The organism is Ureibacillus acetophenoni (genome assembly GCF_900220965.1).
GTDB classification, from domain to species: domain Bacteria; phylum Bacillota; class Bacilli; order Bacillales_A; family Planococcaceae; genus Ureibacillus; species Ureibacillus acetophenoni.
On record NZ_OBQC01000016.1, the window covers coordinates 61,615 to 79,574 of the forward strand.

The window sequence follows — 17,960 nt, forward strand, 5'->3', positions numbered from 1 at the left end:
TTGGCAGAGCATTAGCGAGAAGTACTGTGTGTTGCAAGTATTAGATTAAGCTTCTTCCTCAGGAGTTTCTTCCTCTTCTACTTGTTTCACATAGTCTACCGTTACAACTGCTTCTTCATCTTCATGATTGATTTTAAAGTTAGTGTGTTGTTCTTTAAGATCTGCTACTCGAACAGTATGACCGATTTCAAAATTAGTGATGTCAATTTCAATACTATCTGGTAGATCATTTGCTTTCGCAGTAATATTCAATTCATGAAGAGCTTGATTAATAACTCCTCCAGCTTTTTCTCCAACGGATGTTCCTTTTAGAATTACACTTACCTTTGTATCGATTTCAGTGTTTTCATCCACTTGCAAGAAATCTACGTGTATTACATCACCCGTTAATGCTTTATTTTGATAATCTCTTAAAATAACATTCTTTGAGTTACCATCAATATTTAGAGATATAATACCATTTCTACCTACCTCTTTAATTACACGATTTAAATCGGCTCTTTTAATGAAAATGGATTTAGTGTTTACTTTTCTTCCATAAACAACTGCTGGGATTTCCCCTTCACTTCTCATCTTTTTCAAAGAAGATTTTGTTAAGTCTTTTCTTTCTTGAGCTACTAGAGTACTCATTTTATTTCCACCTTTCTATTCAGCCTTAGATTAATCCTAATAAAAATCTAAAACTTCAAAAATTTTTATACAATTCAATTATATCGAATCTAGTAATATATTTCATAGAAAAGGCCCATCCAAGTAAATACCTCTGAATCTATTAAAAAAGACCTTCACCAGTTTGTTTGAACTGATGAAAGTCTTAATCTATTGAAAAATCCCTAACCGAATTTTACAAAGGATCGGTTTGGGCCCCCCCTAAATTATTCAATTGCTCTTATCCTGTGTATTGAATCATTTGAGTGATCACTAAAGTGACAACCCCAATTGCCGAGAATACTAGGAATAGAGGCAGATAGAATCGAATCCATTTTTGCCAAGATACGCCCGCGATAACGAGTGCAGCCATAAAGTAACCAGAAGTCGGGAATAGAATATGTGCAAAGCCGTCCCCGAACTGGAACGCAAGCACTGCCGTCTGTCTTGTTACGCCGATAATGTCTGCAAGTGGCCCCATGATTGGCATCGTTACTAAGGCCTGTCCACTACCTGACGGAATAATAAAGTTGATAGTCAGTTGTACTAGATACATACCTACTGCACCAAGGATAGATGGCATCTCACCAACCAATGATCCAAGGCTATGAACGATTGTATCCATAATTTGTCCATCTTCAAGAACTACAGCAACCGATCGAGCAAGACCAATAATAATCGCACCCATAAGCACTTCACGGAAACCTTCAGTAAAAGCATTAGAAATTTTAGTAGCATTAAGTCCAGCGATCAAGCCAACTACGATTCCCATAAAGATAAATAGACCAGCCATTTCTACCATGAACCAACCAAGCTGAAGCACACCATAAACTAATATACCTAGGAAGATGAATGCGGCTAACGAAGCGTACTTTTGTCTTGTGTTCATACTTTTAGCTTCAATTTTATCTTTTTGTTTATAAAGTTCCCTTTTTTCTCGGTCATCTTCATAAACATAACTTTTTAAAGGATCCTGTTGTACCTTTTTGGCATAACGCATGATGAAAAAGATTCCTACTGATATACACACAATAAATAAAATTAAACGTAATGGTAAACCTGAAAAAACCGGGATCCCTACAATTTTTTGTGACAACCCTACGTTAATTGGGTTTAAAACTCCAGTTGTAAATCCGACAACCGTACCGACAAGAGCAATAGATGCAGCCACAATGGAGTCATACCCTAATGCAATAATTAATGGCATAATTACAGGAATATATACTAGCGATAATTCCGGGGTTCCAATTAAAGTTGCTCCAATCCCAAATACCGTTGTTAAAATCGGAATTAGTAAAATACTATTTTTCGCAAAACGATTAGCAAGCCTGTCCACAACCACTTCAATAATTCCAGTTGTTTTCAGAACACTAAACATACCACCAATGATAAACGTGAAAAATACAATCTCTCCAGCATCAATCAGTCCACGAGGAATTACAGTAAGGAATTCTGCTATACCAATTGGGGCAGAGTCTACTTGTGTATATGAATTCGGATCAATAGCTGTTCTTCCATCAGGACCTGGCACACGCTCAAACTTACCAGCAGGAATAAAGTAAGTAGAAATGGCTGCCAGAGCACTGAAAGTAAATAGAATCACATAAATATGCGGAAGTTGAAACTTCTTTTTAGCACTTTTTTTCTTTTCCATTTGATACCCCCATTAGTTAAATTAAACAACGAATGCAGTGATTGTTTATTAAATTTCAAAATATTAAACTAAATGTCTACAATGCTAATTGTACCTTCTAATAACACCTAAGTCGTTAGACCAATTAGCCAATAATATGTAGTACCGTTGTTAATGGAAAACAACCAGAAATTCCAGTTTATTTACATTGAACAATAATCTATACAATTATTACAATAAATACCATACATAGAAAAAGTCACAATGGTCAACTCGTTAGTTGTTTTAAACAAATGAGTAGGTTTTACTCTTTTTTAGGACTAAAAAAATAAACATAACGATTTCAGCCGTAATCAGCTAAAATCATTATGCTTTTCATTAATGGTTGCATCAGTTGTAAATATTAAGAGCTAGGTACATTTTAGACGATATCAATTCGTTCCTTATAACCGAAATTTGAAAACTTTATTGATAAGTGGATATAGAAATTTAACACCTTTTTTTGTAAGCATATCTCCTATTATATGTGAGAGATAAGCCATCGTGGAAATAAGAGCTAAATTGTTCACGCCAGTACTATCCTGTAAAAGATATGACATATACCACCAGTAAGCCAAGGCCCAAATCGTATGAGTTAGCCCTCGATGAGGAAACCAACCTACTACTCCTATGTACAAAGCAAACAAAACTAACCACCATAACTCATCTGTAAATGCATAATATAGAAGGAATAAACTTAGGATACTCATTAGAATATTTTTCAAAGTTTCCTGGCTTTTCAAGGAAAGTCCAATAATAATTCCACCAAACGCAAAAAGCAGTAATTTATTTTGTTGGGTAAACCAATCTCCATCTAGGAAAGACAAAAATTTCAAATCTAAAAAATATGTAATTAAAGAGAGGACCATTAATACGAAACCGGCAAAGACCCCTCGCCTTTTTATGAGCTTTGCTGTCTTAGTTACACGTTTATTTAACAGATTATTACCATCTAAATCAGGAGCAAGGGAAGCTACGCCCGATGCGAGTAAAATGACAGGCATCATACCAATCGGTTGGCTTACAGATGCCACCGCTCCAATTCCTAACCCTATTGCTAAATGTGTTCGACCTTTCATGTTGTCACCTCTTTGATGTTTATGTTTATCTCTATTTCTACTAATAATTTTATAAACCTCTGAAAAGATATAGCTTAACGAAAAAAGAAGCTCCTCACAAGTTTTATCAACTTATGAGAAGCTTCATTTCACTTTCATTACATATACAAATTCTTATAAATTAAGGAATTTGCAGGAGTTATTACATCATGCCGCCCATTCCGCCCATGTCAGGCATTGCTGGAGCGTTTTGCTCTGGAATATCTGCTACTACTGCTTCAGTAGTTAAGATTAGAGCAGCTACAGATGCAGCGTTTTGTAATGCAGAACGAGTAACTTTTGCAGGGTCTACGATACCAGCGTCGACCATGTTAACCCATTCGCTAGTTGCAGCGTTGAAACCTACACCGATTTCTTCGCGTTTTAAGCGGTCAACGATGATTGAACCTTCAAGACCAGCGTTGTTAGCAATTTGACGAACTGGTTCTTCTAGTGCACGTAATACGATTTTCACACCAGTTGCAACGTCGCCATCTACTTCGCCTAATACTTTTTCTACCGCGCTGTAAATGTTAAGAAGTGCAGTACCACCACCTGATACGATACCTTCTTCAACTGCAGCACGAGTTGAGTTTAATGCGTCTTCGATACGAAGTTTACGCTCTTTTAACTCAGTTTCTGTTGCAGCACCAACTTTAATTACTGCTACACCGCCAGCTAATTTTGCTAAGCGCTCTTGTAATTTTTCTCTATCGAATTCAGAAGTCGTTTCAGCGATTTGAGAACGGATTTGGTTTACGCGGCTTTCAATTGCGTCGCTACTTCCAGAACCTTCAACAATTGTAGTGTTGTCTTTGTTAACAACTACTTTAGCAGCTCTACCTAATGAAGTAACATCTGCTGTTTTTAGGTCTAAACCTAAATCTGCAGTAATTACTTGACCACCAGTTAAGATCGCTACGTCTTCTAACATTGCTTTACGGCGATCACCGAAGCCTGGAGCTTTTACAGCTACAACTTGGAATGTACCGCGTAATTTGTTAAGTACTAAAGTAGCTAAAGCTTCACCTTCAATATCTTCAGCAATGATTAATAATGGACGACCTTGTTGTACTACTTGTTCAAGTAGTGGTAAGATTTCTTGAATGTTTGTAATTTTCTTATCAGTAATTAAAATGTATGGGTTTTCTAACACAGCTTCCATTTTGTCTGTATCAGTTACCATGTAGTGAGATACATATCCACGGTCGAATTGCATACCTTCTACTACATCTAACTCAGTAGTGAATCCTTTAGATTCTTCAATTGTAATAACACCGTCAGTACCAACACGTTCCATAGCGTCAGCGATGAATGTACCAACTTCTTCGTCAGCTGAAGAAATCGCTGCAACTTGTGCAATCTCTTCTTTGTTTTCTACTGGACGTGAAATAGTGTGTAATTCTTCTAGAGCTGCAGCTACTGCTTTGTCGATACCTTTACGGATTCCAACTGGGTTAGCACCAGCTGTAACGTTTTTAAGCCCTTCACGAATCATAGCTTGCGCTAATACTGTTGCAGTTGTAGTACCGTCACCAGCGATTTCGTTTGTTTTAGAAGCAACTTCAGCTACTAATTTTGCACCCATATTTTCAAATGGATCTTCGAATTCGATTTCTTTAGCAATTGTTACTCCGTCATTTGTAATTAATGGAGAACCAAATTTTTTCTCTAAAACAACGTTACGACCTTTAGGCCCTAATGTTACTTTTACAGTGTTTGCTAATTTATCTACACCTTGAAGCAATAAAGAACGAGCATCTTCTGAGAATTTAATGTCTTTTGCCATAATATACCCTCCAATTTAAATTTAAAGCTACATATTTAAAAAGTATTAATCTTGCGGATTTTCGCATTTAGTACCTAAAAATTTTATATTCTTATCCAATTACAGCTAAAATGTCGCTTTCGCGTAGAATTAAATATTCAGTTCCTTCATATTTCACTTCTGTGCCTGAATATTTTGAGAAGATAATTGTATCTCCTTCTTGCACTTCAAGCTCGACGCGTGTGCCGTTATCTAGTACACGACCAGTTCCTACTGCTACTACTTTACCTTGTGATGGTTTTTCTTTTGCTGAATCCGGAAGAACAAGTCCTGATGCAGTTTTCTCTTCCACCTCAACTAGTTCGATAATGATACGATCACCTAATGGTCTTAACAAGTGAAACAACCTCCTAGAATATTATTCAGTATTTTTTTGAATGATTATTAGCACTCTCATTAATTGAGTGCTAACACAATTATTATAATAATGAATTCATTTTCTCTTTGCAAGCATGAAGCATAAAAAATTTTGATTTATTTCCATATTCAACTACAATAAAAGAAGATTAAATGATACTTTTACATACACTTTCACATTCTAACTATTCCCAAGAGCTTTTAATCAGTTTTTTAGTATCAGAAAGAGGGCGGTAAACCATTGAGTCAATCAAATAAATTTAAAACCCAAGCAACAGCCTTTTATATTTTACTTCTTTATATTGCATGTCAATTATCTGGGCTTCTATTACTTATTCCTGGTGTGGGAGATTTATTCCTTCAATTTATAGATGCAGATACAAAAGAATCTGGAATTATTCTAGTAGCTTGGTGGTCAACCATTACTATGGCTATCACTTTTATTGTAAGTTTTATATTGATAAGTAAAAATAAAAACTTTTGGAATGTATTTAAAGGGGAAAAAGCTTCAATAGGGGAATCAATCGGTTGGGGTATTCTAGGGTTTTTCTTAGTATTAGTCGGTCAATCAATTGCTGCAAACATTGAAATGGCGTTAGGAATCCCAATGGGTTCTGAAAATACTGAAACAATTGTATTAATCACAGAAATAGCCCCTATTATGATGGTAACAACTGTATTATTTGCTCCAATTCTTGAAGAACTTATTTTTCGCCGTGTTGTGTTTGGCTCAATTATACAAACACAAAACTTTTGGTTAGCAGGTATTATTAGTGCTATCGTTTTTGCCGCCATTCACCTAGAGTTCACACACTTACTTATATACGCTGTTTCCGGGTTAATATTTGCCTTTTTATACTACAAAACAAAGCGTTTACTAACTTCTATAATTGCTCACATGCTATTAAATGGTTTTGTTTCAATTACGCAATTATTTATCGATGATATTGAAAGAATAATGAAGGAAATGCAAATGATCTTAATTTTTCTCCCATAAAAAGAAGTGTAGATAGAATCATTACAGATTTTATCTACACTTTTTTAGTTATGAATTACTCATATTTTCGATTTGTCGACGTTGTTCAGCAAGTAGCTCTTCTACTTGTTGTCTTCGGTTTTCTTCCTGTTCTTCCTTTTGTCTTTGCTCTTCTGCAACTAGGAATTTGCTATAGCCGATATTTGCTATAATAATACTTATTTCATATAAGACAAATAACGGAATTGAAATGATTAAATAAGAAACAAGATCAGGTGGTGCAAGTAACACTGCAATAACAAATAAAACAAAGTATGAGTACTTACGGAACTTTTTCATTATTGCTGGATTTAAGATTCCTAACCGAGCTAAAAATATTGTGACAACAGGTAATTGAAATATAAAACCAAATGGGACGACTAGTTTAAATAGAAACGAAAAATATTCATTTATCCCTATCGTTTGTTGAATATCAAGTCGTTCTGACAAATTCATCATAAATTGTAGAACACTCGGGAAAAGAATAAAATACGCAAATGCAAGTCCACCAATAAATAATAAAAATGCATAAGGAATGTATTTCAATGTCGCTTTTCGTTCTGTTTCGTGTAAACCTGGCGTTATAAACGCCCATAATTGATATAAAATAACTGGCGATGTAATAGTAAGTGATATTAGAAATGTCACTTGAAGATAAACCGCTAGTGGGTCTGTTACATTAAAAGCATTTAAAGTTAATTGCTCTGATTCTTGACTTCTATATTGAATAAATTTAATGACTGGTTCTGCAAAATAGAAACCAGCAAATAATGTTATTACAAAAATAACCGCACAAACAATTAGACGATTTCTTAATTCCTCTATATGTTCAATTACAGTTAGTTCTTTTGGATTCATAGTATTGGCATCCCTAACTACTTAGCATTTTCTTCATTATTTGAATCTTTTACTTCTGCTTGTTGCACTGTTGTATTTTTATGATCAATCACAGGTTTTTTTGTGTCATCTTCATCATCAATTAACCCTTTAGTGCCTTTTTTAAATTCACGAAGGGTTGTACCAACTGCTCTACCTAACTCAGGTAATTTTTTAGGTCCAAAAATTAATAATGCTACGATAGCAATAATAATAACTGCAAATGGTGTTACGGCATTTAAGTGCACTTCTACCATGATTATAACCTCCTCTATTCTAACTTCATTTTAATCCAAATCAATATGTAATGCCATTAGATTAATGTGAAATCTTTTCGTCCTAACTATTACGTATCAAGTAGATTAACGCCTCTAATTCAACTGATAAATCTATGTTCATAACTTTCATAGTTTCAGGTACATTCAGTCGAACAGGAGTAAAGTTTAATATCCCTTTAGCATTAATATTAGCAAGTCTGTTAGTAACTTCCTGAGCTGAACGAGAAGATACAGTTAGTATCGCCATTTCTGCATTATATTTTACGTACATTTCTTCTAAACGATCTGGATGATAGACAGGAATTCCATTTACTTCATGTCCTTCTAAAGGTGCTTTAGTGTCAAATGCAACTACAATCTTTGTGTTATGGTTTTTTTGGAAATTATATTTTAAAAATGCATTCCCTAAATTCCCTACCCCGATTAGAGCAACATTTGCACTGTCATCTTGATCTAATGTTTGTCTAAAAAATTCTAATAAATATAAAACATCGTACCCGTACCCTTTTTTACCAAGTGCACCAAAATACGAAAAATCCCGTCGAATTGTCGCAGAGTCGATTTTCATCGCTTCACTTAATTCTTGTGACGAAATTCGTCGTTTCCCTTCATTCGCTAAATTTTGCAAAAAGCGATAATAAAGAGGTAATCTTTTCGTTGTTGCCTGTGGTATTCTTAGTTCCTGTTTCACTTACTATCCCCCATTCAATTCCGCCTCGGCGAAATTGGGCTGCCTGAGTCGTACATTTCTATTGTCTCTACAGTCTTTACGGATAACTAGTATAGCCACCCTAGTATAGGCTATCTAAAATATGTAAATTCGCCGATTGCATTACGTTCTATTTATAAATTAATGAATAAATTTCTATAAGAATTATAAGAAATCTTTTCAATAGTACTAAACTTATTGTAATAGGTAAAGCTTTCACATTGCAAGAATCCTTTGCAATCCATTACACTAAAGGTAGTGAACTGAGGTGTAACAATGATTGTTTTACAAGTAAATCAATTATATAAATCTTTTGGAACAGACGAAATATTAAGTGGTATTAAACTTGAAGTCCAACATCGTGATCGTGTAGCTTTAGTCGGTCGTAATGGTGCTGGAAAATCGACCTTACTAAAAATAATAGCCGGTCAAATGTCTTATGATTCTGGAGAAATTATTATCCCTAAAGATATTCAATTAGGGTACTTAGAACAACACGCCGGACTAAACTCTAATTTAACAATATGGGATGAAATGATGACCATCTTTACAGGATTGAAAAGTCAGGAACAAAAACTTCGTGAACTTGAAACAAAGATGGCCGACCCTACTGTTTACGAAAACCAAGAGTTATACCAAAAAATCATGGGGGAATATGATCAATTACAACATGATTTTAAGGATGCTGGGGGCTATCAGTACGAAGCAGATACCCGTTCTGTCCTTCATGGTATGCAGTTTTACCCTGATGATTACAACAAACCTATTTCTTCCTTATCTGGTGGGCAAAGGACACGTCTGGCATTGGCGAAATTATTATTAAGTAAACCTGATTTATTAATACTGGACGAGCCTACGAACCATTTGGATATAGATACACTAACATGGTTAGAAAATTACTTAAAAGGTTATGATGGCGCGATTTTAATTGTTTCCCATGACCGCTATTTTTTAGATCAACTCGTCACAATTGTATATGAAGTTTCAAGAAATCACGTTTTTCGATATGTAGGAAATTATAGTGGGTATTTAGACGAAAAAGCTAAAAACTTTGAGCGAAACATGAAAATGTACGAGCGAGAACAAAGTGAAAAAGCAAAGTTGGAAGCATTCATACAAAAAAATATCGCCCGCGCATCTACTACGAAAATGGCACAAAGCCGACGGAAGTTTTTAGAGCGTACTGAGTGGATGGATGCACCAGATGGAGACGAACGATCAGCCAACTTTGGATTTACTATTGAAAAGCAAAGTGGAAATGATGTTCTTTCAATCGATAATTTATCCATTGGATATAAAGGAACTACAGTTTCAAATAACATTTCTATGAGAATTTATCGTGAAGATCGGATTGCGCTAGTTGGACCAAATGGTGTAGGAAAATCTACACTTTTAAAAACCATTGTGAAAGACTTGCCAATTATGCAAGGAGATATCCGTTACGGTACAAATGTACAAATTAGTTACTATGATCAAGAACAAGCAAAACTAACAGGAAATAAATCGGTACTTCAAGAATTATGGGATGAATGGCCACTTATGAATGAAAAGGATATTCGAACGATTTTAGGTCGATTTTTATTCAGTGGCGATGATGTAACAAAACCTGTTCATTCATTATCCGGCGGCGAAAAAGCTCGACTTGCATTAGCAAAATTAATGATGCAAAAAGGAAACCTTTTAGTACTTGATGAGCCAACAAACCATCTAGATTTAGATAGTAAAGAAGTATTAGAGAATGCTTTAATTGACTACCCTGGTACATTATTATTTGTATCCCATGACCGATATTTTATTAACCGTATCGCTACAAAGGTAATTGAACTATCTCCAACTGGTGCCTTTGAATACTTAGGTGACTATGATTACTACTTAGAGAAAAAGCAAGAGCTTGAAGAACTTGCGCAAATGAAAGCAAAAGCTGTTCAAAAGTTCGAGTCTGAATCAGTAAAAAATACTACTTCTCAAATTGATAAAGAGGCAAAGAAAAGAGAACGCCAAATAAGACGACAAGTAGAGCAAATCGAAAAAGATATGGCTGTTTTAGATGAGCAAATTAAGAAAATAGAAGAAGATCTATGTCAACCTGATATTTTTCAGGATCACGAAAAGGTTCTCGAGCTTCAGTCGAATTTAGATGAGTTAAAATCAGAGTACGAGCAATTTGAGCTACAGTGGTTTGAACTGAATGAAGAACTTGAAAGCATTTCATAAGGAGCTTTCTTGAAAGTTTTTACTTTCAAGATGCTCCTTTTTTTACTATTTATTATTCGCTAGTAAAATACATATATCTTGGTCAATAGACAAATTTCGCAAAAATTATTCCACATTTTTATTCACAACTTAAAGTTAGTAATATCAACATATCAACAATGTTTTCCACATTATCCACAATTATTTTTTATGTTTTCCACATTCAATTGTGAAAAAGCCACCACAATATCTAGTTTTACCACAGGTTATACACAAGTTATGCACAATTTGTGCATAAGTACGGATGTTCGCATTGACTTTTTAGAAATTTATATTATTACTTGTGGATAATTTTTCAGAAAAGTTGTGCAAAAATGAGATTTACAAACAAGAGAGATTTCATGCACATAATTGGGCTAAATTATTGTAAATGGCTATTCTACCAAATTAAAAAGAGTGCTATGAAAGTCATAACACTCTTTTTTATCTATTTCGACCAACTTTTTAATTCCATGCCTGGATTGCCATTCATCGACAAATTTCCACGCACTCCGACGTTGTACATGAATGATCCTGCAGCACCTATCATCGCTGCATTGTCTGTACATAAATTTAGCGGTGGTACATAAAAAGGAATACCTTCTTTTTCAAATGCTTGTTCAAGGCTTGTTCGTAATCCTTTATTGGCAGAAACTCCACCTGCCGCTATTACTTGTTTCACTTGATACTTTCTAGCTGCTCCAACAGTCTTTGTTGTTAAAACTTCTACAACACTGTCTTGGAACCCCTTCGCCACCTTTTCAGGTACAATTTCCTCTCCACGTTGGTCCATATTATGTTTATAGTTAATAACTGCAGATTTTAAACCGCTAAAACTAAAATCATACGAATCATCTAACCAAGCACGTGGGAACTCAACACCAACACTTGCTTGGTGAGCAAGTCGATCAATATGTGGACCACCAGGATAAGGGAGATTTAAAACCCTTGCAACTTTATCGTATGCTTCTCCAGCTGCATCATCACGTGTTTCACCAATTACTTCGAAATGTCCATGTTCCTTCATTAATACAAGTTCCGTATGCCCACCTGATACCACTAGAGCAAGTAAAGGGAAATCCATTTTCTGTACTAGAGCATTTGCGTAAATATGCCCTGCAATATGATGTACACCAACTACAGGCAATCCGTGTGCAAAGGCAAATGCTTTTGCTGCATTAATACCTATTAATAAAGCACCAACTAATCCTGGTCCTTCTGTAACTGCAACAGCACTTAACTCTTTAGGTTCCAAGTTAGCATCTTTTAGAGCCTTCTCAATTACTAATGTAATTTTTTCTACATGGTGTCTTGATGCAATTTCTGGGACTACTCCACCAAACCGTGATTGACTATCAATCTGTGATGATACAACATTTGATACAATTTCAGTACCATTTCTAATAATTGATGCCGCAGTCTCATCACAGCTAGTCTCTATTGCTAATATTAAAGTTTCATTTTCCATTATAAGTTCACCCACATTACTAGAGCATTTTCATGATTATCTGTATAATATCCTTTTCTTATGCCGCCATCTTGGAATCCTAATTTCCGATATAAATTTTGAGCTACAATATTTGATACTCTAACTTCTAAGCTCATGACTTCTACATTATATTGTTGTTTTGCGATCGTCATTGCTTCTCTCATTAACCTTTCTCCGATTCCTTGACCACGGACAGATTCTGTTACTGCTACGTTTGTTATTTGCGCTGAGTCAATGACTATCCACATGCCACAAAATCCAACAATATTACCTAAATCATCTTCAGCAACTATGTAGTATGCATGAGTATTTTCTGTCATCTCGTAATAAAATGAATCCAATGTCCAGGGTGTAGGAAATGATGCCACTTCTATGTTATGTACTTGTTGTACATCTTCAACTGTCATTTTGCGATAAAGAACCATGATTACTGCTCCTTTTTCTGTTCCTTTAACCACTCAGCTTCCGCTTGTGCTAGACGATGGTACTCCGGAACAAAAGTATGAACATCTTCAATAAAAGGTTCTTTCATTGCTAGTTCGATTAACTTTGAGGCTCTTGGTAACTGTAATGATTCAGTTGCAAATAAAGCTTTATCACCTAACACTTCAATAATTTGCTCTTTAAAATGTATAACATCCATTCCTACAAACATGACCGGTTCGTTAAATTCTTTTAATCGATTTAACAAATCTTCTATGGCATAGTGATGATCTACTAAAACTGGTTCAAGTTGTGACCCTCTATAGAGTCCAGCATAGACATTTTGTCTTCTTGCATCAAATAATGAACAAATTAAGCCATTAAACAAGTTTGCGTTTGCAGCTACTACCTTTAAACTTGATACACCTACAAGTGGCTTATTTAATGTCCAAGCAAGTGTTTTTGCGATTGTCACACCAATTCTTAAACCTGTGTATGAGCCTGGTCCTTCCGAAACAGCGATTGCATCAATTTCGGATGGTTTAATTTTCACTTTTGCTAAAACCTCTTCAATCGTTGGCATCACCGTTACAGAATGTGTTAATTTTATATTTTCTACAATCTCCACAATTAGTTGGCCATCTTTAATAACGGCAACAGAAAGTGGTGAATTGGACGTTTCAATTCCTAGCCAGATCATGTTAATAACTCCTTACATAACTCCTCAAACCTTTTTCCTATAGGTTTCAGAATAAATTTTCTACTGTTCTCATCAATTCGTTTTATTTCGATTTCTAATCTTTCTTGTGGTAAAGATTCTTCTATTAGATGTGCCCATTCCACTACGGTAACACCATCTCCATAAAATATCTCATCCCAGCCTAAATCTTCTTCACTGTCCGAAAGGCGATATACATCTAAATGATTTAGAGGTAATCTACCTTCATATTGTTTCATTATAGTAAATGTCGGGCTATTTACATTTCTAGTAATTCCTAAACCCTTTGCAAGTGCCTTTGTAAATGTGGTTTTACCAGCACCAAGATCACCTTCAAGAGTAATTGTATCTTGCGGTTCTAATAAGTTTGCAAGTTTAGATGCTAGACTATTTGTTTCATCTAATGATTCGATAATTATTTCAAATATCATTATATACCTCTCCAAAATTTCGTTATCTATAGTTTACCCTAATAATAGAAATATGTTCAAAAAGTATTACCTGGACTAAAAGTAAAAGGGCAAAATGGCTATTTAATATTTAGTTTGCATGATGTCTATTATAAATTAGCTTTCCAACTAATTGATCTTCCTGAAATGTAATAATATAAGTTCTCTTCAGACTTTGTTCATCTTTCCACATAAACGTATGTTCAGTCAGCTGTTCTCCTCTTCCTTTTGCAATGTTTACAACATCCATGTAAGTCATTCCCTCTTGGAGTTGATGAAACTCGTCTTCATTCATATATCTCTGCCATCTAAACGCATTTGTATCTTCAATATCATAAAACTTATTCGTCTCATATGTGAAATGATAAATAATTAAAAAAAGATTCGTAACAACAATAAAACACCATACAAGTATTTTTTGTTGTAACTTCTTTAACTTCAAATTATGTCACCTCATGTTTGTATTGGCTATACTACTATATTTATCATTTCTCGCCATCATGAGTGAATAATAAAACCATAGTTTTACATTTTAAAAGATACATAGTGAAATTTAAAAAAGAAAATAAAAAAAGCCTTTAACAAAGCAGGCTTTGTTGAAGGGCTTAAACGTCGTTATATGGCGGTCCCGACCGGGATCGAACCGGCGATCTCCTGCGTGACAGGCAGGCATGTTAACCGCTACACCACGGGACCTTTTATATTTTCTATTATAACAATGGTACTTTCATAATTCAACATGATTTTCCATTTATTCCACAAAAATATTACAGTTACAGGGGTTGTCATTTAATATCAACAACCCCGTTAACTGCATTTTTTAGGATTGTAATACTTTACTTAGGAAACTACGAGTACGTTCATGTTTAGGATTAGTAAAGAGTACTTTTGGATCTCCTTCTTCAACTATGTATCCACCGTCCATAAAAATTACTCGATCACAAACATCTCGAGCAAAGCCCATCTCATGAGTTACGATAACCATAGTCATACCTTCAGTTGCTAGGTCTTTCATTACCTGTAAAACATCCCCAACCATCTCAGGGTCTAAGGCAGAAGTAGGTTCATCAAACAACATAATTTTCGGTTCCATTGCCAACGCTCTAGCTATTGCAACACGTTGTTGTTGCCCACCCGATAACTGACTTGGATATGAGTTTGCTTTTTCCTTTAGACCAACTTTTTCAAGTAGGGCCATCCCTAAAGCATCTGCTTCAGTTTTTGATTTCCCTTTTAATTTAATTGGTGCTAATGTAATATTTTGCAAAACAGTTTTGTGTGGGAATAAATTAAATTGTTGGAACACCATTCCCACTTCTTGACGGAATTTATTTATATCTGAATTGTTGTCAGTCATCTCATGACCATTAACTAAAATTGTACCTGAAGTAATTTCTTCTAAACGATTTAAACATCTTAAAAATGTACTTTTACCCGATCCAGAAGGTCCAATTACACAAACTACTTCTTTTTCACTTATCTCAACTGAGATATCTTTTAATACTTCCGTTTGTCCATAATGTTTCTTTAAATTTTTAACTTGAACAATACTCATCGTAATTTATATCTCCTTTCAACGAAGTTACTAAGCAGTGTTAATATGTAGATGATAATAAAATAGATGATCCCAACAGTTGTCCAAATTGCAAAGGATTCAAATGTAGCAGATGCTTGTACTTCGCCTCGTTGAGTTAAGTCGGCAATTCCAATTACCGATAATAATGAAGTATCTTTTAACGTAATAATCGCTTGGTTCGTAAATGTTGGAAGCATTCTTCTTAAAGCCTGTGGAAGGATAATAAAGCGCATTGTTTGACCGCCTGAAAATCCTAAAGAGCGAGAAGCTTCTGTTTGACCTTTATCTATCGACTGAATACCAGCACGTATATTCTCTGATAAATATGCCCCTGCATTGATTGCTATTGTTATAATCCCCGCTACTTCTCGGTCTAAACTAATAAAGGATAATGAGTTTAATCCAAAGTAGATGAAGAAGATTTGAACTAACAATGGTGTACCACGAATAATATTTACATAGATTTTGGCTATCCACTGTAGAGGTTTAATATGAGTTAACCTCATTAGTGCTACAATAAGACCGATAATAAAACCGATAATTATTGCGACACCAAATATATACAAAGTTGTAACTAATCCCTGCATTAAGTAGGGTAACGCATTAATCGCTGCATCCATTTAAATTTTCACTCCTATTTGAAAAAAGTAGCACGCATTAAGCGTGCTATTTTTTAATTCGCTAAATATTTATCTATAATCTCTTGATATTTTCCGTTCTCTTTTAAATTCTTTAAGCCTTGGTTGATTTTTTCTAAAATCTCTTGGTTTTCACCTTTTAATACACCAATTCCATATTGGTCATCATTTAAACGATCTCCAACAACTTGTAATCCTAAGTCTTGCTGTGCGATTGCATATGAAATTACAGGGTAATCTTCAAATAAAGCAGCAGCATTTCCATTTTGAACTTCTAAGAACATTGATGGACTATCATCAAATTGTATAATTTCAAAACCAATATCATTTACGATTGAATCAGCATAGTTAGCTCCAACAGTACCTTTTTTAACAGCTACTTTTTTACCTTTTAAATCTTCTACTGATTGGATTTCTGTATTATCTTTGCTTACTACCAGTGATACACCTGCATCAAAGTATGGTTCTGTAAAGTCTACAATTTTTTTACGTTCTTCTGTAATACTCATACCACCCATTGAAATGTCTAGCTGGCCTGCTTGTAGCGCTGGAATGATACCTTTAAAATCCATCGCCTCTAATTTCACTTCAAAACCTTGATCTTCTGCAATTGCTTGAATTAAATCAACATCAATACCAACATATTTTCCATCTTGTTCATATTCAAATGGTGGATATGTTGTATCAATTCCAACTCTATAAACTGGTTTACCAGAGTCACTTGAATTCCCCGATTCATTGTTTGAGCCACATGCAGCTAACACTACTGCAAATAAAGCTACAACTAATACTAATAATGACTTTTTCACAATTCATCCCCCTAAGTATCAACATTTCAACAATTCGAAATAATATTAAATTGTTAATTTTATGATAGTTCAAACAACTGCTAAAATCAATATTATCTTTAGATTAATATTTTCAATTATTTAATATTTTAATATTATTTTTAGATGAGTTGACAACATATTTCGTATTTTTCTGAATATATAAAAAATAACATTGGTTTTCATTTACTTACTTACCTTATACTATTTAAATATATTATTCGCACAAAGTATTTAGTTGAAATATATTTTTATAGTAATAATAATTATCTTTCGGGGGATAGACTTTAGGCGATAAAAAATTAATACTATTTAAACCCGTTTTTAGTTGGGAAGCATTATATTCTTTCCTTAAAGATGCACCCATACTACTATAATTTTTCTCACCTAATTAAACCTTACTAATATTTATTGTTTGACGTGTGAACCTTCGCTTCATTATGGTAGTTGGGCATAAAAAAAACACCACTGAATACTCAGCGGTGTCCATTTGCGAAGCGATCGTCTACTCTCACAGGGGGTGCCCTCAACTTCCATCGGCACTATCTCGAAGCGCGATGACCGGCGGATTTCTGCGTCACCTGCGTCGCTTGCGGTACTCATGTACAAAGTACATTCCGTTCCTCACTCCTTGGTTCCTTGAACTCCTTGGTCCTCGCACTTCTCGAACCTTTACTCATACTTGTTGCTACTATGTATTAAATCTTACTTTCTCAAGACGCGCCGAACCTTTGGTTCATAATTGTAGTTGGGCATAAAAAAATACCACTGAATACTCAGTGGTGTCAGTTGCGAAGCGACGTCCTACTCTCACAGGGGGAAGCCCCCAACTACCATCGGCGCTAAAGAGCTTAACTTCCGTGTTCGGTATGGGAACGGGTGTGACCTCTTTGCCATCATCACTTCACTTGTACATGGATGTACTGGCATCGCCGTTGCAACATGGACGTTGCGCTCTAAGGCGATGTTCCTTTAAAAATTTGAGAGTTCGTTCTCTCAAAACTGGATAAAGACATTGTAAGCGTTCAAGTTGTTTTGGTTAAGTCCTCGATCGATTAGTATTCGTCAGCTCCATGTGTCACCACACTTCCACCTCGAACCTATCTACCTCATCGTCTTTGAGGGATC

General features: G+C 35.0%; 18 protein-coding genes, 1 tRNA gene and 2 rRNA genes. 2 read left to right on the plus strand and 19 right to left on the minus strand.

Annotated features, from left to right (window positions below):
- Positions 1-45: 45 nt before the first annotated feature.
- The 5 genes from CRO45_RS17000 to groES form a co-directional block, all read right to left on the minus strand.
- A complete protein-coding gene (locus tag CRO45_RS17000) occupies positions 46-630 on the minus strand; it encodes a 50S ribosomal protein L25/general stress protein Ctc (protein WP_097150824.1) in 585 nt (194 codons plus the stop codon).
- A 259-nt stretch (positions 631-889) separates the two neighbouring features.
- A complete protein-coding gene (locus CRO45_RS17005; protein WP_097150825.1) occupies positions 890-2,302 on the minus strand; it encodes a YfcC family protein in 1,413 nt (470 codons plus the stop codon).
- Between the two features lie 422 nt (positions 2,303-2,724).
- Positions 2,725-3,399 carry a metal-dependent hydrolase gene (locus CRO45_RS17010; protein ID WP_097150826.1) on the minus strand — a complete coding sequence of 225 codons (675 nt, stop codon included), beginning with the start codon at positions 3,397-3,399 and terminating at the stop codon, positions 2,725-2,727.
- Between the two features lie 181 nt (positions 3,400-3,580).
- Positions 3,581-5,206 (minus strand): chaperonin GroEL, encoded by a 1,626-nt coding sequence (gene groL, locus CRO45_RS17015; protein ID WP_097150827.1) that lies wholly within the window; start codon positions 5,204-5,206, stop codon positions 3,581-3,583.
- 91 nt (positions 5,207-5,297) lie between these two features.
- Positions 5,298-5,582, minus strand: coding sequence for a co-chaperone GroES (gene groES, locus CRO45_RS17020; protein ID WP_097150828.1), 285 nt, complete (start codon positions 5,580-5,582; stop codon positions 5,298-5,300).
- Between the two features lie 261 nt (positions 5,583-5,843).
- Here groES and CRO45_RS17025 point away from each other — a divergent pair, with 261 nt between their 5' ends.
- Complete coding sequence (locus CRO45_RS17025; RefSeq protein ID WP_097150829.1) at positions 5,844-6,599, plus strand: CPBP family intramembrane glutamic endopeptidase; 756 nt, start codon at positions 5,844-5,846, stop codon at positions 6,597-6,599.
- Positions 6,600-6,647: 48 nt separating this feature from the next.
- Here the strand turns inward: CRO45_RS17025 and tatC are convergent, their stop codons facing one another.
- The 3 genes from tatC to CRO45_RS17040 form a co-directional block, all read right to left on the minus strand.
- Positions 6,648-7,475: a twin-arginine translocase subunit TatC gene (gene tatC / locus CRO45_RS17030; RefSeq protein ID WP_097150830.1), complete on the minus strand. Its 828-nt coding sequence runs from the start codon at positions 7,473-7,475 to the stop codon at positions 6,648-6,650.
- 17 nt (positions 7,476-7,492) lie between these two features.
- On the minus strand, positions 7,493-7,750 hold the full coding sequence (locus CRO45_RS17035) for a twin-arginine translocase TatA/TatE family subunit (protein ID WP_097150831.1): 258 nt from the start codon (positions 7,748-7,750) through the stop codon (positions 7,493-7,495).
- 82 nt (positions 7,751-7,832) lie between these two features.
- Positions 7,833-8,462 carry a redox-sensing transcriptional repressor Rex gene (locus tag CRO45_RS17040; protein WP_097150832.1) on the minus strand — a complete coding sequence of 210 codons (630 nt, stop codon included), beginning with the start codon at positions 8,460-8,462 and terminating at the stop codon, positions 7,833-7,835.
- Positions 8,463-8,756: 294 nt separating this feature from the next.
- Here CRO45_RS17040 and CRO45_RS17045 point away from each other — a divergent pair, with 294 nt between their 5' ends.
- Positions 8,757-10,694, plus strand: a complete 1,938-nt coding sequence (locus CRO45_RS17045) for an ABC-F family ATP-binding cassette domain-containing protein (RefSeq protein WP_097150833.1) — start codon at positions 8,757-8,759, stop codon at positions 10,692-10,694.
- Positions 10,695-11,160: 466 nt separating this feature from the next.
- On the opposite strand, the gene tsaD is transcribed toward CRO45_RS17045, so the two are convergent.
- The 11 genes from tsaD to CRO45_RS17100 all read right to left on the minus strand — a co-directional run.
- Positions 11,161-12,180 (minus strand): tRNA (adenosine(37)-N6)-threonylcarbamoyltransferase complex transferase subunit TsaD, encoded by a 1,020-nt coding sequence (gene tsaD / locus CRO45_RS17050; protein ID WP_097150834.1) that lies wholly within the window; start codon positions 12,178-12,180, stop codon positions 11,161-11,163.
- The gene (gene rimI / locus CRO45_RS17055) at positions 12,180-12,626 is read right to left on the minus strand and encodes a ribosomal protein S18-alanine N-acetyltransferase (protein WP_097150835.1); all 447 of its coding nucleotides are present in this window, start codon (positions 12,624-12,626) and stop codon (positions 12,180-12,182) included. The genes tsaD and rimI overlap by 1 nt, the downstream gene beginning before the upstream one ends.
- Positions 12,627-12,628: 2 nt before the next feature.
- A complete protein-coding gene (tsaB, locus tag CRO45_RS17060; RefSeq protein ID WP_097150836.1) occupies positions 12,629-13,324 on the minus strand; it encodes a tRNA (adenosine(37)-N6)-threonylcarbamoyltransferase complex dimerization subunit type 1 TsaB in 696 nt (231 codons plus the stop codon).
- A complete protein-coding gene (gene tsaE / locus CRO45_RS17065) occupies positions 13,321-13,773 on the minus strand; it encodes a tRNA (adenosine(37)-N6)-threonylcarbamoyltransferase complex ATPase subunit type 1 TsaE (RefSeq protein WP_097150837.1) in 453 nt (150 codons plus the stop codon). Before tsaE ends, tsaB begins: the two co-directional genes overlap by 4 nt.
- 109 nt (positions 13,774-13,882) lie before the next feature.
- Positions 13,883-14,233 (minus strand): hypothetical protein, encoded by a 351-nt coding sequence (locus CRO45_RS17070; RefSeq protein ID WP_097150838.1) that lies wholly within the window; start codon positions 14,231-14,233, stop codon positions 13,883-13,885.
- Between the two features lie 178 nt (positions 14,234-14,411).
- Positions 14,412-14,487: transfer RNA gene (locus CRO45_RS17075), tRNA-Asp, on the minus strand.
- Positions 14,488-14,611: 124 nt separating this feature from the next.
- Positions 14,612-15,346 carry an amino acid ABC transporter ATP-binding protein gene (locus CRO45_RS17080; RefSeq protein WP_097150839.1) on the minus strand — a complete coding sequence of 245 codons (735 nt, stop codon included), beginning with the start codon at positions 15,344-15,346 and terminating at the stop codon, positions 14,612-14,614.
- Complete coding sequence (locus tag CRO45_RS17085; protein ID WP_097150840.1) at positions 15,343-15,987, minus strand: amino acid ABC transporter permease; 645 nt, start codon at positions 15,985-15,987, stop codon at positions 15,343-15,345. Before CRO45_RS17085 ends, CRO45_RS17080 begins: the two co-directional genes overlap by 4 nt.
- Before the next feature lie 53 nt (positions 15,988-16,040).
- Entirely contained in the window at positions 16,041-16,814 is a 774-nt protein-coding gene (locus CRO45_RS17090; RefSeq protein WP_097150841.1) for a transporter substrate-binding domain-containing protein, read from the minus strand.
- 809 nt (positions 16,815-17,623) lie between these two features.
- Positions 17,624-17,739 (minus strand): 5S ribosomal RNA (rrf, locus tag CRO45_RS17095).
- Between the two features lie 128 nt (positions 17,740-17,867).
- Positions 17,868-17,960, minus strand: a 23S ribosomal RNA gene (locus tag CRO45_RS17100); the annotation flags it as partial.

Excerpts from the sequence above, each read along its gene's own strand:
- CRO45_RS17010 (WP_097150826.1), bottom strand. The coding sequence starts at position 3,399 with ATGAAAGGTCGAACACATTTAGCAATAGGGTTAGGAATTGGAGCGGTG.
- CRO45_RS17000 (WP_097150824.1), bottom strand. The coding sequence starts at position 630 with ATGAGTACTCTAGTAGCTCAAGAAAGAAAAGACTTAACAAAATCTTCT.
- CRO45_RS17085 (WP_097150840.1), bottom strand. The coding sequence starts at position 15,987 with ATGGATGCAGCGATTAATGCGTTACCCTACTTAATGCAGGGATTAGTT.
- CRO45_RS17080 (WP_097150839.1), bottom strand. The coding sequence starts at position 15,346 with ATGAGTATTGTTCAAGTTAAAAATTTAAAGAAACATTATGGACAAACG.
- groL (WP_097150827.1), bottom strand. The coding sequence starts at position 5,206 with ATGGCAAAAGACATTAAATTCTCAGAAGATGCTCGTTCTTTATTGCTT.
- tsaD (WP_097150834.1), bottom strand. The coding sequence starts at position 12,180 with ATGGAAAATGAAACTTTAATATTAGCAATAGAGACTAGCTGTGATGAG.
- rimI (WP_097150835.1), bottom strand. The coding sequence starts at position 12,626 with ATGGTTCTTTATCGCAAAATGACAGTTGAAGATGTACAACAAGTACAT.
- CRO45_RS17005 (WP_097150825.1), bottom strand. The coding sequence starts at position 2,302 with ATGGAAAAGAAAAAAAGTGCTAAAAAGAAGTTTCAACTTCCGCATATT.
- tsaB (WP_097150836.1), bottom strand. The coding sequence starts at position 13,324 with ATGATCTGGCTAGGAATTGAAACGTCCAATTCACCACTTTCTGTTGCC.
- tatC (WP_097150830.1), bottom strand. The coding sequence starts at position 7,475 with ATGAATCCAAAAGAACTAACTGTAATTGAACATATAGAGGAATTAAGA.
- tsaE (WP_097150837.1), bottom strand. The coding sequence starts at position 13,773 with ATGATATTTGAAATAATTATCGAATCATTAGATGAAACAAATAGTCTA.
- CRO45_RS17035 (WP_097150831.1), bottom strand. The coding sequence starts at position 7,750 with ATGGTAGAAGTGCACTTAAATGCCGTAACACCATTTGCAGTTATTATT.
- CRO45_RS17045 (WP_097150833.1), top strand. The coding sequence starts at position 8,757 with ATGATTGTTTTACAAGTAAATCAATTATATAAATCTTTTGGAACAGAC.